Source organism: Paenibacillus sp. 1781tsa1, from assembly GCF_024159265.1.
In the GTDB taxonomy this organism is placed as follows: Bacteria; Bacillota; Bacilli; order Paenibacillales; family Paenibacillaceae; genus Paenibacillus.
Map to the genome: position 1 here is coordinate 5,219,130 of NZ_JAMYWY010000001.1, position 17,543 is coordinate 5,236,672.

The 17,543-nt window shown below is 46.7% G+C and carries 15 protein-coding genes; 9 read left to right on the forward strand and 6 right to left on the reverse strand.

The genetic code is table 11. The features are described 5' to 3' along the window. Positions 1–6: 6 nt before the first annotated feature. Both NKT06_RS23490 and NKT06_RS23495 read right to left on the reverse strand, forming a co-directional pair. On the reverse strand, positions 7–345 hold the full coding sequence (locus NKT06_RS23490; protein WP_253439767.1) for a hypothetical protein: 339 nt from the start codon (positions 343–345) through the stop codon (positions 7–9). A 98-nt stretch (positions 346–443) separates the two neighbouring features. Beyond that, positions 444–920: a hypothetical protein gene (locus NKT06_RS23495; RefSeq protein WP_253439770.1), complete on the reverse strand. Its 477-nt coding sequence runs from the start codon at positions 918–920 to the stop codon at positions 444–446. Positions 921–1,138: 218 nt separating this feature from the next. Here NKT06_RS23495 and NKT06_RS23500 point away from each other — a divergent pair, with 218 nt between their 5' ends. The 7 genes from NKT06_RS23500 (at position 1,139) to NKT06_RS23530 (ending at position 7,756) form a co-directional block, all read left to right on the forward strand. After that, positions 1,139–2,818, forward strand: coding sequence for a PucR family transcriptional regulator (locus NKT06_RS23500; protein WP_253439773.1), 1,680 nt, complete (start codon positions 1,139–1,141; stop codon positions 2,816–2,818). 231 nt (positions 2,819–3,049) lie between these two features. Continuing rightward, on the forward strand, positions 3,050–3,826 hold the full coding sequence (locus tag NKT06_RS23505; RefSeq protein WP_253439775.1) for an ABC transporter ATP-binding protein: 777 nt from the start codon (positions 3,050–3,052) through the stop codon (positions 3,824–3,826). Continuing rightward, positions 3,826–4,698, forward strand: coding sequence for an ABC transporter permease (locus tag NKT06_RS23510; protein WP_253439779.1), 873 nt, complete (start codon positions 3,826–3,828; stop codon positions 4,696–4,698). Before NKT06_RS23505 ends, NKT06_RS23510 begins: the two co-directional genes overlap by 1 nt. A 53-nt stretch (positions 4,699–4,751) precedes the next feature. Beyond that, positions 4,752–5,780, forward strand: a complete 1,029-nt coding sequence (locus tag NKT06_RS23515) for an ABC transporter substrate-binding protein (RefSeq protein WP_253439782.1) — start codon at positions 4,752–4,754, stop codon at positions 5,778–5,780. An 11-nt stretch (positions 5,781–5,791) separates the two neighbouring features. Next, positions 5,792–5,977 (forward strand): hypothetical protein, encoded by a 186-nt coding sequence (locus NKT06_RS23520; protein ID WP_253439785.1) that lies wholly within the window; start codon positions 5,792–5,794, stop codon positions 5,975–5,977. Next, positions 5,974–7,350 carry an amidase gene (locus tag NKT06_RS23525; RefSeq protein ID WP_253439788.1) on the forward strand — a complete coding sequence of 459 codons (1,377 nt, stop codon included), beginning with the start codon at positions 5,974–5,976 and terminating at the stop codon, positions 7,348–7,350. Before NKT06_RS23520 ends, NKT06_RS23525 begins: the two co-directional genes overlap by 4 nt. Before the next feature lie 19 nt (positions 7,351–7,369). Next, positions 7,370–7,756, forward strand: coding sequence for a RidA family protein (locus NKT06_RS23530; RefSeq protein WP_253439791.1), 387 nt, complete (start codon positions 7,370–7,372; stop codon positions 7,754–7,756). Between the two features lie 102 nt (positions 7,757–7,858). Here the strand turns inward: NKT06_RS23530 and NKT06_RS23535 are convergent, their stop codons facing one another. Then, positions 7,859–9,916 (reverse strand): methyl-accepting chemotaxis protein, encoded by a 2,058-nt coding sequence (locus tag NKT06_RS23535; protein ID WP_253439794.1) that lies wholly within the window; start codon positions 9,914–9,916, stop codon positions 7,859–7,861. 482 nt (positions 9,917–10,398) lie between these two features. On the opposite strand from NKT06_RS23535, the gene NKT06_RS23540 reads away from it, so the two are divergent. Next, the gene (locus NKT06_RS23540; RefSeq protein ID WP_253439797.1) at positions 10,399–10,821 is read left to right on the forward strand and encodes a hypothetical protein; all 423 of its coding nucleotides are present in this window, start codon (positions 10,399–10,401) and stop codon (positions 10,819–10,821) included. A gap of 134 nt (positions 10,822–10,955) precedes the next feature. Here the strand turns inward: NKT06_RS23540 and NKT06_RS23545 are convergent, their stop codons facing one another. Continuing rightward, complete coding sequence (locus tag NKT06_RS23545) at positions 10,956–12,119, reverse strand: iron-containing alcohol dehydrogenase (RefSeq protein WP_253439800.1); 1,164 nt, start codon at positions 12,117–12,119, stop codon at positions 10,956–10,958. A 97-nt stretch (positions 12,120–12,216) separates the two neighbouring features. On the opposite strand from NKT06_RS23545, the gene NKT06_RS23550 reads away from it, so the two are divergent. Beyond that, positions 12,217–13,173, forward strand: coding sequence for a phosphotransferase family protein (locus NKT06_RS23550; protein ID WP_253439803.1), 957 nt, complete (start codon positions 12,217–12,219; stop codon positions 13,171–13,173). 178 nt (positions 13,174–13,351) lie between these two features. Here NKT06_RS23550 and NKT06_RS23555 read toward each other — a convergent pair whose 3' ends face one another. After that, positions 13,352–14,230: an amidohydrolase family protein gene (locus tag NKT06_RS23555; protein ID WP_253439806.1), complete on the reverse strand. Its 879-nt coding sequence runs from the start codon at positions 14,228–14,230 to the stop codon at positions 13,352–13,354. Then, entirely contained in the window at positions 14,217–17,384 is a 3,168-nt protein-coding gene (locus NKT06_RS23560) for a GNAT family N-acetyltransferase (RefSeq protein ID WP_253439808.1), read from the reverse strand. The genes NKT06_RS23555 and NKT06_RS23560 overlap by 14 nt, the downstream gene beginning before the upstream one ends. Positions 17,385–17,543 lie beyond the last annotated feature (159 nt).

Here is a 17,543-nt window from a genome sequence, read left to right on the forward strand (position 1 = left end):
ACAAAATTATTCCTCTGATTCGCTTTTCACAAAATAATTACCGTGAGAAAGAATCTGTTTGGTATCAGCAGTTAAATGATCTAAGTTATCCACCGTTTCCTTCTCGGAAATGAAGGCGTCTTTCTCGGGTACCCTATTAAATGTTCCAAAAGATGTCGTTATACTACTTACATTTTCTAGAGCTCTATTAATTTCCTCTTCTGATAATTGTACTGCAGGACCAAAATCCGGATAGTTTGGGTTATCCGCTTTAGCATCATCATAATAATTACTCGCATAAATACTTAAAGCAGTCACTGCCGAAACAGTCATTATTAATGCCGTACTGATAAAGAATTTTTTCATTGGAGGTCACTCCTCAATCGTTTCTATAGTTGCATTCATAAATCCATCGCCCTCTAGTTCAACTAGAACTGTGTTTTAGTTGAAACCAGTTAAAACAACTAATGATCTGTATACTGCCAAGCGTGAATCGGTGTACCTTTAGTGACTTCACCTGTCAATGTATTGATTTCTAGTGGCTCTACTAAAACCTTCCATCCATTTTCGCTTTTGAAAATTTTATACGGGAGTGGTGGTGACTGTTCGTATCCTTGTCCTGCATACTTTTGAACTACATAAAATTGAACTTCATCCGTGTTGATTTGTTTGGTTTCCACAATTTCATACCCTGTAGTTGGATTAGTTTTAAGATCCTTTACATATCCTTCTTCACGACTTTTCTCATCCAAATAATTGGTATCATTAGAATAGAACATCATTCCCTCTACATCCTTAGCAATGTAAGCCTGAAAATACTCCGTTGCTGCTTCCATCGGAGTTTGGGCTACGACTCTTTCCGCAGTTGTAGTCGATGCTACTAAAATAGAACTAGCAACAACACTGGCAAGTAAAAGCGATACTAATCCTTTTCGTTTCATGGATTGAGAACTCCTTTTTAGTGTTCGAGTTAGTAATAATGATCAAATTTTATATAGACCTACTTAGTATAACGCATTGAATTATTGGAAAGTTTTTATATTTATGGGAAATTTGTTTACATCTATCTTTCAGCCTCTTTATCCAAACTCTTCTTTACGCCCACCCCACTTAATGTTAGATTTTATAACATATCATTATGAAAGCGAGTGGGTTGAAGATGGATCTGCAACAGTTATTGACTATCCCCATTCTCTCCAAAGCAAAGGTTATTGCCGGGCATCGTGGCCTTGATCGCTTGGTGCAATCGATTAATATTATGGACGCCCCAGATATTGTACAATTCCTGAAGCCCGGAGATATGTTGCTGACGAACGGTTATATCCTGAAAGACCGCCCAGATGCTCATCTTGGATTCATTACAGACATGCATACGATTGGTTGTGCGGCGCTTGCTGTCAAGACACAGCGTTTCTCTCTTGAATTATCCCCGCAACTGCTTGAAACAGCCGACAGGTTGGGCTTTCCGATCATCGAACTGTCTGAGATCGACAATACACTCGGTGAAATATTTCAACAATCGATTAGCGCCATCCTTCAGAACAAAACCCATGAGCTTCACTACGCCTTATCTATTCACAAACAATTTTCCACGATGATTATGCAAGGAAAAGGTATACCCAACATCGTAGATACGTTGTCTCAGTTACTCTCTTCACCCGTTCTTCTGCTTGGTTCCAAGAAACAGATTACGGCAAGCTCCCATTATGCACAACAGATGGATGACCAGTCTCTCGCAGGGCCCTTACTGTCATTTATAGATGAGCACCCTTCCTTCCATACCGCAATCTCGATCTGCCTGCTTACTGCTGATACATATCGACACGCCGAGCTTCATCCCATCTTCACGGATCGGCACGAGGGCTATTTGATCGCACGATACGACAGTTCCGCAAGCTCCAAGCTCTCCACTCTGGCACTGGAACAAGCCGTCAATGTAATCGGTCTGGAGTTAACCAAGAAGCAAGCCGTCAAGGAACGCTCCCGCCGTTACAAAAATGAATATTTCTCCGATCTCATTCAAGGCTTCATTCGTTCGGAACAAGAAGCGTTGCATCGCGGCAAGAAATACGGGCTGCATGCAAAAGGAAGTTCCGTTCTCATCATCGCCAAGATGGATGAACCTTTACCGAACAAACCTAATCACATTCTCACTCCCTCAGGAGAAGAGCGATTCATCTCGGAACGAGACGCTAATTACGAGTTGATTAAGCAGGAGTTCGCCAGACTGGATATCTCCTTCGTCATGTTCACCAAAAACGACCAGTTTGGTATACTCGTCTTTTTGAACGAATCGTCTTGGGACGAACACACCGTTACTCAGCAACTTGAGCGAATCGCAAGCAATCTGTATACGGAGTCGCAGCTCAGCTTATCCTTCGGAATAGGCAATCCCTATACGAATGTATTGGATATCGGACTCTCCTATAAGGAAGCAGTCAAGGCGCTTCAATCCGGCTATCAGATGCGAAAGACCCGCTTCGCCCATTCCTATCAGACGATGGATATAAGTCGCCTGCTGCGTATGATTCCCTACGATGAAATGTTGCAGTTCCACCAAGAAACCTTTAAACCCTTCGAAGGCCGAGATCCAAACGAGCGCAGCGAACTTATGAAGACCTTGTCCTCTTTCTATGAGAATCATTGCCAGATCGTCGATACAGCGAAAGAGCTGTTTGTACATCGCAATACAGTGATCTATCGGTTGGAAAAATGCGAGAAACTAACCGGCCGGAACATCAAGGACCCGATGGAGAGCCTGCGCTTTCGACTTGCCTTTGCACTTGAGTCCCTTCTGAAGCTTAATTCACCTCCCAGTGAAGTTAATCATACGTCTTGAACCTAGAACGTGTCATATATAATAACACGTTCTTTTGTTTTTCTTTTCATATCCAATCTTCAATTGTTCATTTTAACTGATTTAATTGTATTTTTATGTTCAAAGTAACTAATGACAACAGAACCCACAGTCTATATGATTAGGAATATATTCATAAATGTCACGTTAATTAACATCAATTCACATCAAGAAACGAACTACCATCAGGCTGTAGGAAAGGGGCTACCTATCATGGCTATACAGATACAAGGCGTATCCAAATCATTTGTCAGTGCAACCGGAGAAGATATTCAGGTCCTGGCTGAGGTTTCGATGCAAATCAAGAAACAGGAATTCTTCAGTATCGTGGGACCGAGCGGTTGCGGCAAGAGCACGATTTTCAACATTATCGCAGGTCTGCTTAAGCCAACAAATGGCAAGGTTATCGTCTGTGGCGAAGAGATCGATCAGACCACCGGACATGTCGGTTATATGATGCAGAAGGACCTGTTACTTCCTTGGAGAAGCATCCTGGACAATGTCACGTTAGGCTTGGAAGTGAAGGGCATGTCCAAAAAGGATCGCAGCGATATTGCCATGGATTACTTGGATCGTTATGGCCTGGCTTCATTCGCAGAAGCCTATCCTTCCACACTATCAGGCGGTATGCGCCAACGTGTAGCCCTCATACGTACCCTCGTTACCCAGCCCGATATTATATTACTGGACGAACCCTTCTCCGCACTTGATTATCAGACCAGACTCATTCTGGAAGATGAAATCTTATCCATTCTCAAATCCGAGGGCAAGACAGGCGTGCTTATCACACATGACATTGAGGAAGCCATCGCCATCTCCGACCGTATTGCCGTTATGAGTAAACGACCAACGACCGTGAAGCAGGTGTATGACATTGGTCTCGCCTCGCAATACGGTTCAGCACTGAAAGCCCGCTCCGACCAGAAGTTTAAACAGTATTTTGAATCGATCTGGGCAGAGCTTGATATCCAAATGGGGAGGATCAGCTAATGAAGAGCACATCACCTAAAATCGCCCTTGCCGGGAAGTCTGCCGGAGTTACGAAGAACAAGAGCAAACGTAGACAATCCACCTTCTCCAAAGAATGGCTGCTCACGATGCTGTGGCGATCCATTATTGTTGCAGTCATCCTGGTCATTTGGGAATCGGCTGTTCGTTTGAAGCTCGTTAACGGATTCCTTATGGGGTCACCGAGCGCCATTCTCGATGCTGCCATCACGATGGCCAGCTCAGGACAACTGTTGACAGATGCGTTCGCAACGGTGAATGCCACCGTTATCGGCTTCGTAGCCGGAAGCTTAATCGGCTCGTTGGCAGGATTGCTCATGTGGTACTCCAAATCCATTGCCCGTGTACTCGATCCCTTCATTGTAGCCATGAACGGTATCCCGAAAATTGCCCTTGCCCCCATGATTATTATCTGGTTCGGTTCAGGCATCTTCTCCAAGATTGCTCTCGCCTCTGTCGCAACGTTTATCGTAGCGCTATTATCCGCCTACCAAGCGACGCATCAGATCGACGAATCCCAGATTAATCTGATGAAATCCTTCGGTGCTAAGAAATCACAGATTTTCCGCAAAATTATCGTCCCCTCCTCTCTGCCATGGATTATCTCGGCCTTCCGGATCAATATCGGTCTGGCACTGGTATCTGTTGTAGGCGGAGAATTCATCTCTTCTGACAAAGGACTCGGACACATGGTATTCGTCGAAGGCAACCTGTTCAACCTTCCAGCCGTATGGGTCGGCGTGTTCATGCTAATGCTTGTCGCAATGCTCCTCTATACCTGTGTCGGTTATATTGAATCCCGACTTCTTCCATGGAACGATAACAAGACCAGCAGCAAAACCACATCTGTCTAAGCTGACCCACAACGACTAACTTAACTACGACCATTAAAGGGGCCTGATGACTAATGCGTACATTCAAAAAGATAGCTATCCTAGCAACGATGACGGTGATATTGACCACACTACTCAGTGCATGCGGAAGCAATGCTACAACACCTGCGAGTGGCGGAGGTACATCCAGTAGTGAGGGGCAAGATGCTGCGAAGGTGGATAAAATCATGGTGTCCGAGGTGTATCACAATCTGCTCTACCTTCCGCTCTATGTAGCGAATAACCAAGGATTTCTAAAGGAGAATCGCATTGAGCTATCCTCCATCCGCGCTGCCGGAAGTGGACCAACAGCATTGTCTTCGGTCATCTCAGGCGAGTCTGCATTCTCCTTCCACGGTCCTGAGCATGTCGCATTCGCGAATGCAAAGGGCGGCGATGCTCGCTCATTGGTCCTTCTGTCCGGCAGTGCTCCTGTATGGGCGGTTGCACGAGAAGGAGTAACGGTGGACACAACAGAGGATTTCAAAGGTAAAACCATTGTTGTAGGTTTGGCACCTACAAGCTCCAACAGCTTACTGCGGAAGCTTTTCGCTGACAACAACATTGATATCGACACAGACGTGACGATCACCGAGGTTCAGAATGGCTCCGAGCTTGGTGCTGTATTAGCCGGCAAAGCCGATATTGCTATCGTTTACGAACCCCAACTGGATCAAGGCGTCGCAGAGGGGCTGCATATCGTCCATGATTTCACGAAGGATTATCCTGACTTCGCCTTTGCAACGATGAATACAACCGCAAGCTTCATTGAGGAGAATCCTGACCTCACCCAGCGCTTCGTCACCTCCATCGAGCAAGCCCTGGACTATATTCAATCGAATCCTGATGGTGCCAAAGCAGTCGCTGTGAAGGAGTTCCCCAATCTGGACAAAGAAGTCGTGGAACAAGCCGTACAACGTATGATTGACAGCAAGGTATACCCTGCTGAGGGGCTCATCAACGAATCAGCTTTTAACACCGCAATCGATATGCAGCGCTTCATCGGCAATCTGAAGGAAGAACTCGCTTACGAAGATATTATCGATTCAAGCTTCACCAAATAGAGAGAGAAAGGGTGATTACTCTGAAACAGGACGACTATCTCACACACCGCCGTACGGAAAATGCGAAATACACGAACGGAGTTATTACGAGCGAGGAGCTTGCTCTATTTACAGCCGACTTGGAGCTGATTCGAGGTTTCAAGTTGCCAGAAGAAGTCGGTCCCAATGCTCCGCATAGGAGGGTGCCTCGGCGATGATTACGAAACCACTGAACGAGCTGACCATTGCTGAAGCCGCAACATTGATTAAAAACAAGACGATATCTCCTGTTGAGCTTACAGAGTCCTATTTGAAACGAATTGAGAATCTAGAGCCTGCTGTGCAAGCCTTCGTTACAGTCACTGCGGAACAAGCCTTGCAGGCCGCAAAAGAGTCTGAGCGTAAGCTAATGAATGGCAACTATCTCGGCCCTCTGCATGGCATTCCCTATGGAGCGAAAGACATTATCCATACCGCTGGCATACGCACCTCGGCTGGATCTAGTACCTATCCTGACTTCATACCAGAGACGAATGCTACTGTCATTGATAAGTTGCAGGCTGCCGGCGCTATCCTCCTAGGTAAGACAACAACAACGGAGTATGCGTTTCAGGGAGGAGAGCCGCCAACCCGCAACCCGTGGAATCTAGAACATACCCCAGGCGGTTCCAGTTCAGGCTCCGCCGCTGCTGTAGCGGCTGGCATGGCCTCCTTCACACTCGGAACACAGACCTTTGGATCTCTGCTTAGACCCGCAGCTTACAACGGATTAACCTGTATGAAGCCAACTTACGGCAGGGTTAGCCGTAATGGTGTCATCACAGCCAGTTGGAGCCTGGATCATATTGGCGCCTTCACTCGATCTGCACAAGATAACGCAATCGTTCTGGAAGCGATGGCCGGGCAAGATGAGCTGGACTCCTTCACGCTTCCTTATGGCAAGCCAGACTTAACAAGTGCTCTTGAGCATCCTATTTCAGGAATGGTGATCGGGCTACCGAGCAACTTCTTCCAGACCGATGAACCGGCGATTTTGTTAGCAGTAGAGTCGGCAATCGCTGTGCTTGAGAAGCTGGGCATGCAATGGAAGAAAGTTGACCTGCCTTCTTATATGGAAGAAACCATTGCTGCTCATCGTACGGTTATGCGAGCGGAAGCTGCCGCCTTCCATCAGGAACGCTTCGCGGAAGCCTCTGATCGTTACGGCCACACAATGCGGGAACAGCTTGAGCTCGGCTACCGGACGAGTGCTGTTGATTATTTGCAGGCACAGCGCATTCGAACGATATTCCGCAGCGAGATGATGATGCTTTTCGATGAAGTGGATGTGTTATTGACTCCATCAACGCCGTATGTGGCCCCTTATGGCTACAAGACGGGTAGTCCCATTTTCAACGGACCATTTACCAATACAGGGCTACCATCCATTACCGTTCCCATCGGATTCGATACTTCCTCAGGGAAGCAACTACCAATCGGCATGCAACTTGCTGGTCCACTCATGCGAGAAGACCGCTTGTTGTCCATCGCCCATCATTATCAGAAGACTACGAACTGGCATCAGTTAACACCCAATATACACCCTCACTAGGAAAGGAATGATAACTTCTATGTCTACCATCATACATGCCAGTACAGCACCCAAGTTCCCACTTCCTTTCTCCCACGCTGTCCGTGCAGGAGATATGGTCTACGTCGCAGGTCAAGTAGGCGTTGATCCACAGACACTTGAGCCTATCGGCGGCATTAAAGAGCAGACTGAGCAGTGCATTCGCAATATTGAGGTTATCCTGCAAGAAGCCGGACTTACACTGGATCATATCGTGAAGGCAACGACTCATCTGGCACGAGTGGAGGATCAGCCCGAATACAACGAGGTATATGCGCGAATGATTAAACAACCCTATCCCGCCCGTATTACCGTATTCAGCGGGTTAGGCCCTTATTTAATTGAAATGGAAGTGCTAGCTTATGCACCATCCGTTCGTGGAGAGTAGCACATCACACAAAAAAAGCATCTGTACCCTACGATAGGTACAGATGCTCACATTGTCGGAAAAGCCCGGTTCTCTTTTGAGAAACGGGTTTCTTTCGTATTCCTACTTTATTTTGAATCGGGATGATTCCTCGGCAAGTTGTTTGGTCAGCCCATCAATTCTCTGCACCATATCCGCCAAATGTTCTGTCATACCGGACTGCTCCTGCATCGTCGCTGTGACTTCTTCCACAGACGCGGATACTTCTTCACCGGAAGCGGACAGATTCTGTGCAGCTCCAATGACGTCATCCTTATCACGTTCAATGGATTGGATCTCAGTGGCAATGGCCTGAACCTGGCTCATCATCTCATTCATATTCTCGGTGACAAAATTGAATGTCTCCTTGGTCTGGCTCACACTGCTCTTATGCTGTTCCGCAATATCCTCAATAGCCTGAACACTTCTGTTATTCTGCTCCACGTGATTAATTGTCTGCATGACAATTCGGTTGATATCCTCCGATTGCGCTGTCGTCTGCTCTGCCAGCTTGCGAATCTCGGAAGCAACCACGGCGAAGCCGCGCCCTTGCTCACCCGCTCTTGCAGCCTCAATGGAAGCATTCAACGCAAGTAATTTCGTCTGATTCGCAATTTCGGCAATGGTACCTGTAATCTGGTGAATGCCCGAGGAGCTTTCAGCGAGTTGCACTGTAATTTTGGAGATGTTGCCAACTTCGATCTCGTTCTGCCCGTTCACCGCAATGAGCGCATCAATAACTTCATGATTATTTTTGAATGCATCTGTAATTTCATCTGCCTTGAGCATAACGGACTGCGACATCTCATTCACGTTCTCAATCTTGTTACCGACATTCATGAATTTATCAACAATGGATTCGGTATCGTTCGCCTGGGACTCCATAGCTCGTGAAATCTCAAATGCTGTTGTCGTTGTTTCGGCAATAGTGGTCGAGGTTTGCTGAGTGGACTTTTCCAGCTCGGATGTACTTGTTTTCAGGATGCCGATGGAATGGTTCATGCTGGAGATCAGTTGTTTGTTCCCCTCGGCCATGGTATTGAAGCTGTCTGCCAATACTTTAAATTCCCCACTATACTTCCCTTGTGCCTGTACAGTAAGATCTCCTCCAGCCAACTGTTTGAACAACAGTGTGATTCGGCTAATCGGTCTAGTTACCAGTTGCGAGATTAGGATACCTGCGATGACCGACACCGCAATAGCGCTGAACAGAACAATGTACATTTGATTCGCCATCCCTGTCAGCGGCCTTTTCACATCTTCATACGTATCCTCCACAATGACAGTCCAATCGGATTTCGGAATTTTGGAGTAGAAAACCACTTTTTCCTCCGTGCTCGCCTCCCCTTGTTGCAACTGCTCATTGGCAGGCAGATCAATCAGCGACTGATACTCAGAGGAATCCATCTTCTGACCAATCATTTTCTCATCTGCTGAATTAAAAATAACCAGGCCTAAACGATCCAGAATAATAACTTTTCCCTCTTCGTTGATCTTGACGTTCTGTAACTGGTTGACGAAAAATGAAGTCGAGGCAGTCGTCGCAAGCACGCCTTTCACTTCTTTGTTATCACCGTAGATCGGCATCGCAAAGACGGTCCCCAGCGTTCCCAGAGATTCAGAGATTACACCTTCGCTGACATAGTTGTGCCCTTGAAGTGCCTGCTGAAAATACGTGCGTGTGGCACGTTCCCCACCGACCACTTCGGGATTGTTTGCTGCAACCACAACGCCTTCACGATCCAGGAGAATGATAACGCTACTGCCCTCCATTCCTGTCAGGCTGTCTGCCAATATGCCATTGGCCTTGTTCACCAGTTCGCTATTTTCCGAAAAAAACGCATCATCACTCTGTCCTGCTGTATCTCGAATCTCCAGCAAATCTTGGAAGGTCCGATGTGTTGTAATTAGAAACGCGGACTGCTCCTCCAGACTTAGTGAAGTAAATAAACCTGCTCCAATCCGGTCAGAAGTTGACTGGATCTCATCCTTGCTTTTGTCCAGTGTGATCTCTTCTGCCACTTTGTAACACAGCACAGCCGTCACGGCCAGTACGATGCAGACCAGAATACTGATCATCATCGGCAATTTGAACCGAAAAGACATGTTGGTCAAGCGTTGCCTCGCTTTTGCAAATAACATGAATACATTCACCATCCATCCTCATTCTTGTTGGGACCCATATAATATGGGATAACTTTATATCGGTTGTTATTAAATAAACGTCCAGTACAGAAAACGCTTTCAAAAATATTTTCCTTATTCTTTGGAAGCGGATAACTGTAGGTTCAAGATCGGTGTTGACGATTGGAAAATATAGACTTTGGGTTAATACAAAATATGACATCAACATCGATTAATGCTGTATACATATCGTCCCCGATTCTGATCATCGTATGGATTTCAAGACGAAGCTATAAGCTAACCATAACGTTTATGAGCCTGGCTCTATTGTTTGACATTGTGTTCTTTCAGAATTTCCTTGTCTTGTTTCACATCTTCATGTTGCTCTGTCTGTTGCTCCACAAGCCCAGCAAGGTGTATCTTAAGCAGGAAGGTCCTTCGCGAGATGACAACCAGGAGAATCTGAGGTTATAGGTTCGAAGTAGAAGAGGAGAAGTGGTATGGTAAAAACAGCTTTACCCACACTTTTAAATGTCGTGCGCATTTTATTGAGTGTAAAATTGATCTACGTGATTGTGTCCTTTATTGTGTTCCTCATCGATTTTAACCAGAACATGGAGGCTTATCTTGCTTTCTCACGCAAAGGAGATGATCTGGCTTACGCCTCTGGCGTAATCGTAGGCAGAATGTTGTTTATGATTGGACCAAGCTTGCTCGCCGTTATATTCATTACCAAGAGAAAGTTCAAGCTCACCGTCACATTTCTAAGTTTGGCGCTACTTGTTGCTATTCCCAATGAAAGTAACCTGTTTATCCTGATTCATCTCTTCGCCCTGCTCATCGTGCTCTTGCACCGTCCAAGCAAGTTGTATCTGAAACGGATGTATACTGGTGGCAATGATGAAGCGGTTGAACAATCTTAAAGTGCTCGCAAGATATGAATCTGGAATATACCGTTGAAGGTACAATAGATGATGTTAAAATAAAAACAAGGACTTTCCTCAGTCGTACAGGAAGGTCCTTGTTTATTACATTCACTATATAAGTGAATCTCCAATTACAGTGCAGCTTGATAAATTTGTACTACATCTTCACGCTGCAAGTTTTTGAAGAATCCGAACGGACCAAAGCGCATCGCTTTATCAGCCATCACATCAATCTGACTGTCGTCGATGTCATAGTCCGCCAAACGGCTAGGGGCACCAATCGAAGTCCAGAATTTGCGCAGCGCTTCAATGCCTTCTTCAGCAACTTGTTTGTCCGACTTTCCAGTAGGATTGATATCAAATACATTAACAGCCAAACGTTTGAATCGATCTACATCCACATCCAGATTATGCTTCATCCAGTGTGGGAACAGAATGGCAAGGCCACCCCCATGAGGAATGTCATACACGGCCGACACAGCATGTTCAATATTGTGAGATGCCCAGTCTCCAGCAAGCCCCATATTCAGAACATCATTAAGCGCCATTGTTCCGCAGTAAAGGATGGTTTCGCGCAGTTCATAGTTTTCCGGATCTTTGATCAGGCGAGGAGCGGTATCGATGACCGTACGAAGAATCGTCTCACAGAATCCAAGCTGAACCGGTGTATTCGTATCCAGATGGAAATAATGTTCAAACACATGCGACATCATGTCCACCATGCCGTATACCGTCTGATCCAAAGGTACGGTGTATGTGAACTCCGGATCAAGAATGGAGAACGCTGGGAATGAATACTCGCTGAACCATGCCCATTTCTCCTGCGTATCCTGATTCGTGATCACTGAACCGTTATTCATCTCGGAACCTGTCGCTGCCATTGTCAGAATTGTACCCAGTGGAAGTCCGCCTTGCGGAGTTGCTTCGCGCACAACAACATCCCACATGTCTCCATCGTATTTGGCCCCTACTGCGATGGCTTTACCACAGTCAAGTACACTGCCGCCGCCAACCGCAAGAACGAGATCAATATTATGTGTTCTGCATAACTCTACACCTTTATGAACAGTAGACAGACGAGGGTTCGGTTCTACACCAGCGAGTTCCGTCACCTCTGCTCCAATCTCATTCAACTGGCTGATCACCTGATCGTACAGGCCGCTGCGCTTGATGCTTCCACCACCATATACAAGCAAAATACGATTTCCGTATTTTGGAACTTCGGTTTGTAGTGCTTGAAGTTGCCCTTTGCCAAAAATCAGCCGGGTCGGATTATAAAACTGAAAAGATCTCATTACGTATGTTCCTCCAAAGAAGTCTGAAATTTTGTGCATCCACCATTATAGTTCTCTTTATTCGTAAAAACAAATACAGCCAAAAAGGAGATAACAGATGAGTATGGAGTCTACCACATTACAACAACTAATAAAACAAACCATTCATCAATATGTATCCTCGGATGTTCACATTCGAAGTATCAAAAGTAACCCTGTCGGTACGGGATTTCAAGCCGTTGAATTGCTTCGACATTATATTGAATTACTTGTAAATGGAGTAAACAGGGATATTTCTCTCGTGACCAAGAAGGCCACGTTTATTGAACGCTCTGCCTTGTCCAGATTATTTTTACAAGGAGCAAATGTACCTTATAGTCTAACAAATGAACCTCATAACAAGGATCGCAGCCTGATCTGTATCCAGGATGTGGACTACCAAACCGATTATAGTCATTTGGATATAAATCTGCTTCAGAATAAAGAATTACGAGCATTGGCTTACATACACGGAACGAATATGGGGGCAAAAAAAGAATTGCCCTGGATATCTAATGTGGATCGATCTCATATCGTTGATATGATAGAAACTCGTTGGAGACCTTCTTGGAAAAACGCCATAGAAAGTCCACCATTCATTGAGGAATTTGGATCAACGCTCATTGGAGAGATTGAAGCTGTAGCAAGTAGCATCGTAAATGATCTTGAAACTCTTATCGAGGACGAACATACGCATACGCTGATTCATAATGATCTGAATCCCGGCAATGTATTGGTACACAACAATGAGGACGTTTATTTTATTGATTGGGAGGAAGCAAGGTATGGCTCCCTGTTCTTCGATATCCCTCTGCGCTGTGCACATATGAGACAAGTTGAGATCTATCGTGAGGCTCTTAGTTCTCAAGGATACGATATTCCACAAAATCAATTTGAAAAGTACTTCTCCTCGGCATCCCGATATCTTGGAATTCGTTATATGAGTTGGAACCTTGGAGTTTGGCAACACTCCCCCCAAGCCAAAAACGACTTAAAAAAGTATATGAAAATGGTGACTGAACCTTTGTTCTCCTGATCACTTCATTTCAGATTAGACGTAAGATGAATTCACTGTCATCCTGAACCCAAAAAGCTCCTGCCAGCAAGGTGGCAGGAGCTTATACGGCAGGAATTCAGCGTGAACATCGCATGCTTTCTTGAATGACCTACACGGATGATATTCCCTCAAATATTAAAGTTTCATTATTTACGTTCTACACCAGATCGGCAATCCGCTGTCCAATACGCGGAAACAGCCCAAAAGCATTCTCGTAGAACACCTTATCATGATGCTGCTCCGGTACAAGTCGACGGACAAATTCGGCATACAGGTCGATAGGGGCAAGCGGCCAGTCCGTGCCAAACAGCATTTTCTCGTAATGATCCGAATAGACCAAGGCCCGGCGGAAATGATCCATGAACAAAGGCTCGTTCATGAAGCGTTCAAAATGAGGCCGATCCCCCACCACAAGACCAGACAGATCCGCATACACATTAGGATTCTTCGCCACCACTTCAGCTGCATCCATCACCCAGGGATCACCCAGATGACAGATCATGAAGTTCACACCGCGCTGCTGAAAGGCCAATTCATCCACCGTCAGTGGATGCGAATACTTGAGCAACCCGTTCATGGAGTACGTGTCTCCCGTATGAATGACAACTGGCAAGTTATACTTGGCTGCGAGTTCATAGACCGGGGTATAGATTTTGTCATACACATAGTGATGATAGTATCCGGCATAGAGTTTGATTCCGGCTACCTCAGGGGATTGCAGTCTAGCTTCAATCCGGTCAAGCTCGTCCTGAGCATTTTTTCCATCCAACGCATTAGGATTAATACCCACGCATTCCATGAGAAATGACGGAACCTTTTCCTCCAAATCAAGCCCCATCGGGTTGGGGGAACTGGAATCCGGGAACGCTCCCTTCGTCTGCTCCGTAACCCCCATCCCGATCCCCATAATGACGTCGTTTTTATCGAATTCCGCTTTAAGACCTGCGGCTGAGTAATCCACTTTGGACAGATCGATCGCTGTTCGGTGAAAGCTGTCGATGTCCGACAGATGAATGTGAATATCAATGATCGACATGTGAAGCCTCCTTTTCATCGGTAGAAGTTGCAAAATTCAGTTTCAGAAGGTCATGCACATCCGCTGAACTCAGCGGGATTGGTCCCAGGACAAGATAGGTCGGCTCCGTCCAGACCGTCTCCCCCTGATAGATTGTCAGATGATGATTCACGTTCAGACCCGTCACCTGATTATTAGCAAAAGCCCATGCACTCTGATTCGGGTAACGATGGACCGCATGCAGCATGTTCTCGCGCGAAACCGATCCTACTCGCAAAAGGTCTTCTAGTGGCAGACCCACATCCACCTTTCCTAGAGGGAATCGATCTTTACCCGGTTGCTCTATCCAACCTTCCGCAAATACAGACGAAGGCTGGAGGAAACGTTCCTCCGCAAGCGAGTAATCCGTCAGCGTCAGGCCACTTTCGTTTGTCACAGAAAGCAGCGTGCAGAGCACGGGAACACCCGGCAGCATCAGATAATGCTGTTGGATCGTGATTCCCCGATTCGCTTCATGCTTCTCAATCCGGGTAGTCAGCTTAATACCCTTCCAGACGTTGCCGTATTGATCCTTCTGCTCTGTCCAGGAAGCGACTCTCTGTTCTAACTGGCGGCTGAAACCATTCATGCCCGGAACTCCCACTCCCAACCCGCCGTACCACGGATTCCACCACGAGCGTGGAGCCGGTTCAGGGTAAGAGCTGTCCAGCCATTCTTCGCCTGCAACTTTCAGTGAGTGTACTACACTGCCGAATTCTGGAGCAACGGTGATCGACAATACGCCATTGTCTACCGTGTATACAGGTCCCGAAGAACCTTCTTCAATCTTCTGCTTCACCTCTGTTCCGCTCTGCGGGAACCAAAGAGCCGTTCGCTCCTGAATCCGATCTTCGCCGCGGTACAGCCCACGAACTTTCCAACCACTCACGTGCTGGTGGCGGTCCACTTCGTCTGGTGAAAATGTCAGCTTGGCGGAGTTTAGGTTCTGCTCCGAATTGAATTCCTTCGCTTTTGCCATAACCTCCGTTTCGCTACCCTGCTGCACATACAGCTCCAGCTTGCCCGCAAGCGGAACCAGTTTATGTTCAGTCAAGGTTGCTTGCAGCACATCCGGGGCAAATGGATTCCCCTCACTCAGTGTCAGATCCAGATGACTGTCCAGCAAAGGAATGACCGGGTTACGCTGTTTCCGGGCAAACGCACGGAAATCATGCCATTTGGCGAACGTGTTCAGAGCAAACACCGTTTCTCTGGTTCGTGCTACAGCCCCTGCCTCCAAACGTCCCAGTTCATGCTGCAACCCCAGCGTGTATTCCGGACGAAGCAGCTTCAGGGAAGGGTCCCAATAGATGCCACACGCCCCATACTCTTCTTTGCAGAACAGCCAGTTCTCCGTAATCTGTGAGCTATTCCAATGGTTCGGATCACCCGCATAATCATCGCCCATGTCCACGAAGCGCCCCTGATAAGGAAGGATCAACCTGTTACCATAGAACCCGAAGTTATTCATTAGATACAGTTCCTCTTCCCAGGCGGTATCTCGTGTATTTTCAACCTCGTGGTAGAATTCGGCGATTCCATTCGCAGACAGCTTGACCACGGACTTAATCTGCAAGCCCGGGAAGTCCTCCGAGTCATACCATGCTTCAAGAACCTGACGCTCCCCTTCGGGATAAATATTCACTTCTTTGGCTTGTTTCTTGGATAACTCTTCGGCAAACGGCTTACCCAGCTTCGGATAAGTCCACCAGAATGAATGACGGGAGCCCGGGTATTCAATCCACATGACGTTATCATGCTTGTTCATATGGAGCGAGAATGCGCCATTGACGGCCACCCATTGATCCTCTATTTGCCCGCCATATTTGCCCTCGATCCCCTTCATCAGGACAGAAATTTTGCTTGTAAAAGAGATCGCATGGTTCCCCACGGGGACAGCCGTCACTTCTACTTCTTGGAAATATAGACCATATGAACGCAAAGTGAAGGGTACTGGCACAGACACTTTGCCTTTGGCAGGGACCGTAAAGCGTATCGAACGCTCCGCCCATTCAAGGAATTCATCCTCAGGCAGGTTCAAGCTGAACTCCGTTTCGGCATCGACATTATTTTCCACATTGAGAATCAACTCCGACGGGATGCCTGGATAGAGCTCTTTCACGGGCAAAACGGTCTTGATCTTGGCCGGGAATTTCGGGGCAATACCTAACCTGAACTCCGCTTTCTTACCACCGATCAACCATGTGCTGGCAACAACGGGATGGGTCTTATTGTTATTCTGTTCCTCTGTGATCGGATCAAGGTGAAACTCACCTTCCACGGTAATGGTTTCTCCCGGTGCAACTGCTCGTGCAACGTCTAACGCAAATCGAATGTTTTTGTTATCCTGACCCTTGATTTCAACCGCCAGTTCAGACGCAGAAGTGTTTTTGATGCGATAGCGAACCTTATAGCTGGAACCGAAAACCAGATCATGATCATCGACCTCTGTAGCGATTTCGTAATCCGGTGTTTCGAGGGCAGTCAGCCCGCGACCCGACTTTTCAAACTCAGCCCGCAGGGAGACCTCTCCCTTTTTCCACGTATAGTCAAAGAAATCAAAACCACGCTCCCGTCGGCCATCCGGCTCGATAACGAGTTCACGCGTGCTGTCTGCATACCAATCCAACTCCTCAAAATAAGGAGCGAGTGCTTCGGTCTGCAAGATGGTGGGGATGAAATTCATCAGATGCACATTCTCATCTTTTTTCTCCCAGAAGAATCCGCACTTCTTGTACATCGGTACAGCCTTCGTATTGCCTGCCCATGTGAACAGATCCAGACGGGGCCATCCGGCCTCTACGGTCTTGCGCACAGCATTCAGGATCAGGTTGCGTCCGACCTTATACCCGTGATAGTCGGGGCGTACGTTAAGCAACGGTACATATAACGCTCTCTCATCATAGCGGTAATGAGCAAAACTGCAGAAGCCAACAACCTCTTTCTCATGAACGGCTAGAAATGCATGAAGATTGGACGAACTCTCCATCTCGCGGCGAACCGTTTCCTCTGTTCTAAGGTTGGTGCCGCCTCCCCAGCTCTCATTACTACGGTTCCACATATCCGCGAGTGCGGCAGCGTAAGAGGGATCGTATTCAATAATATGGATCTGGTCGATAATCGAAGTTACGGTCATGTTCGGATCTCCTTCTCTGTATGTATAGGATGGTGAAGAAGCTAGTGATAGTCTTATCATACTATAATTGGAAGCATTTTCAGAGGATTAAAAAACTTTGTTATCAACTTATAAGTGCCTTTCGGAAGCTCTTATTCGAAGCGTCAAGGATGGACGAAG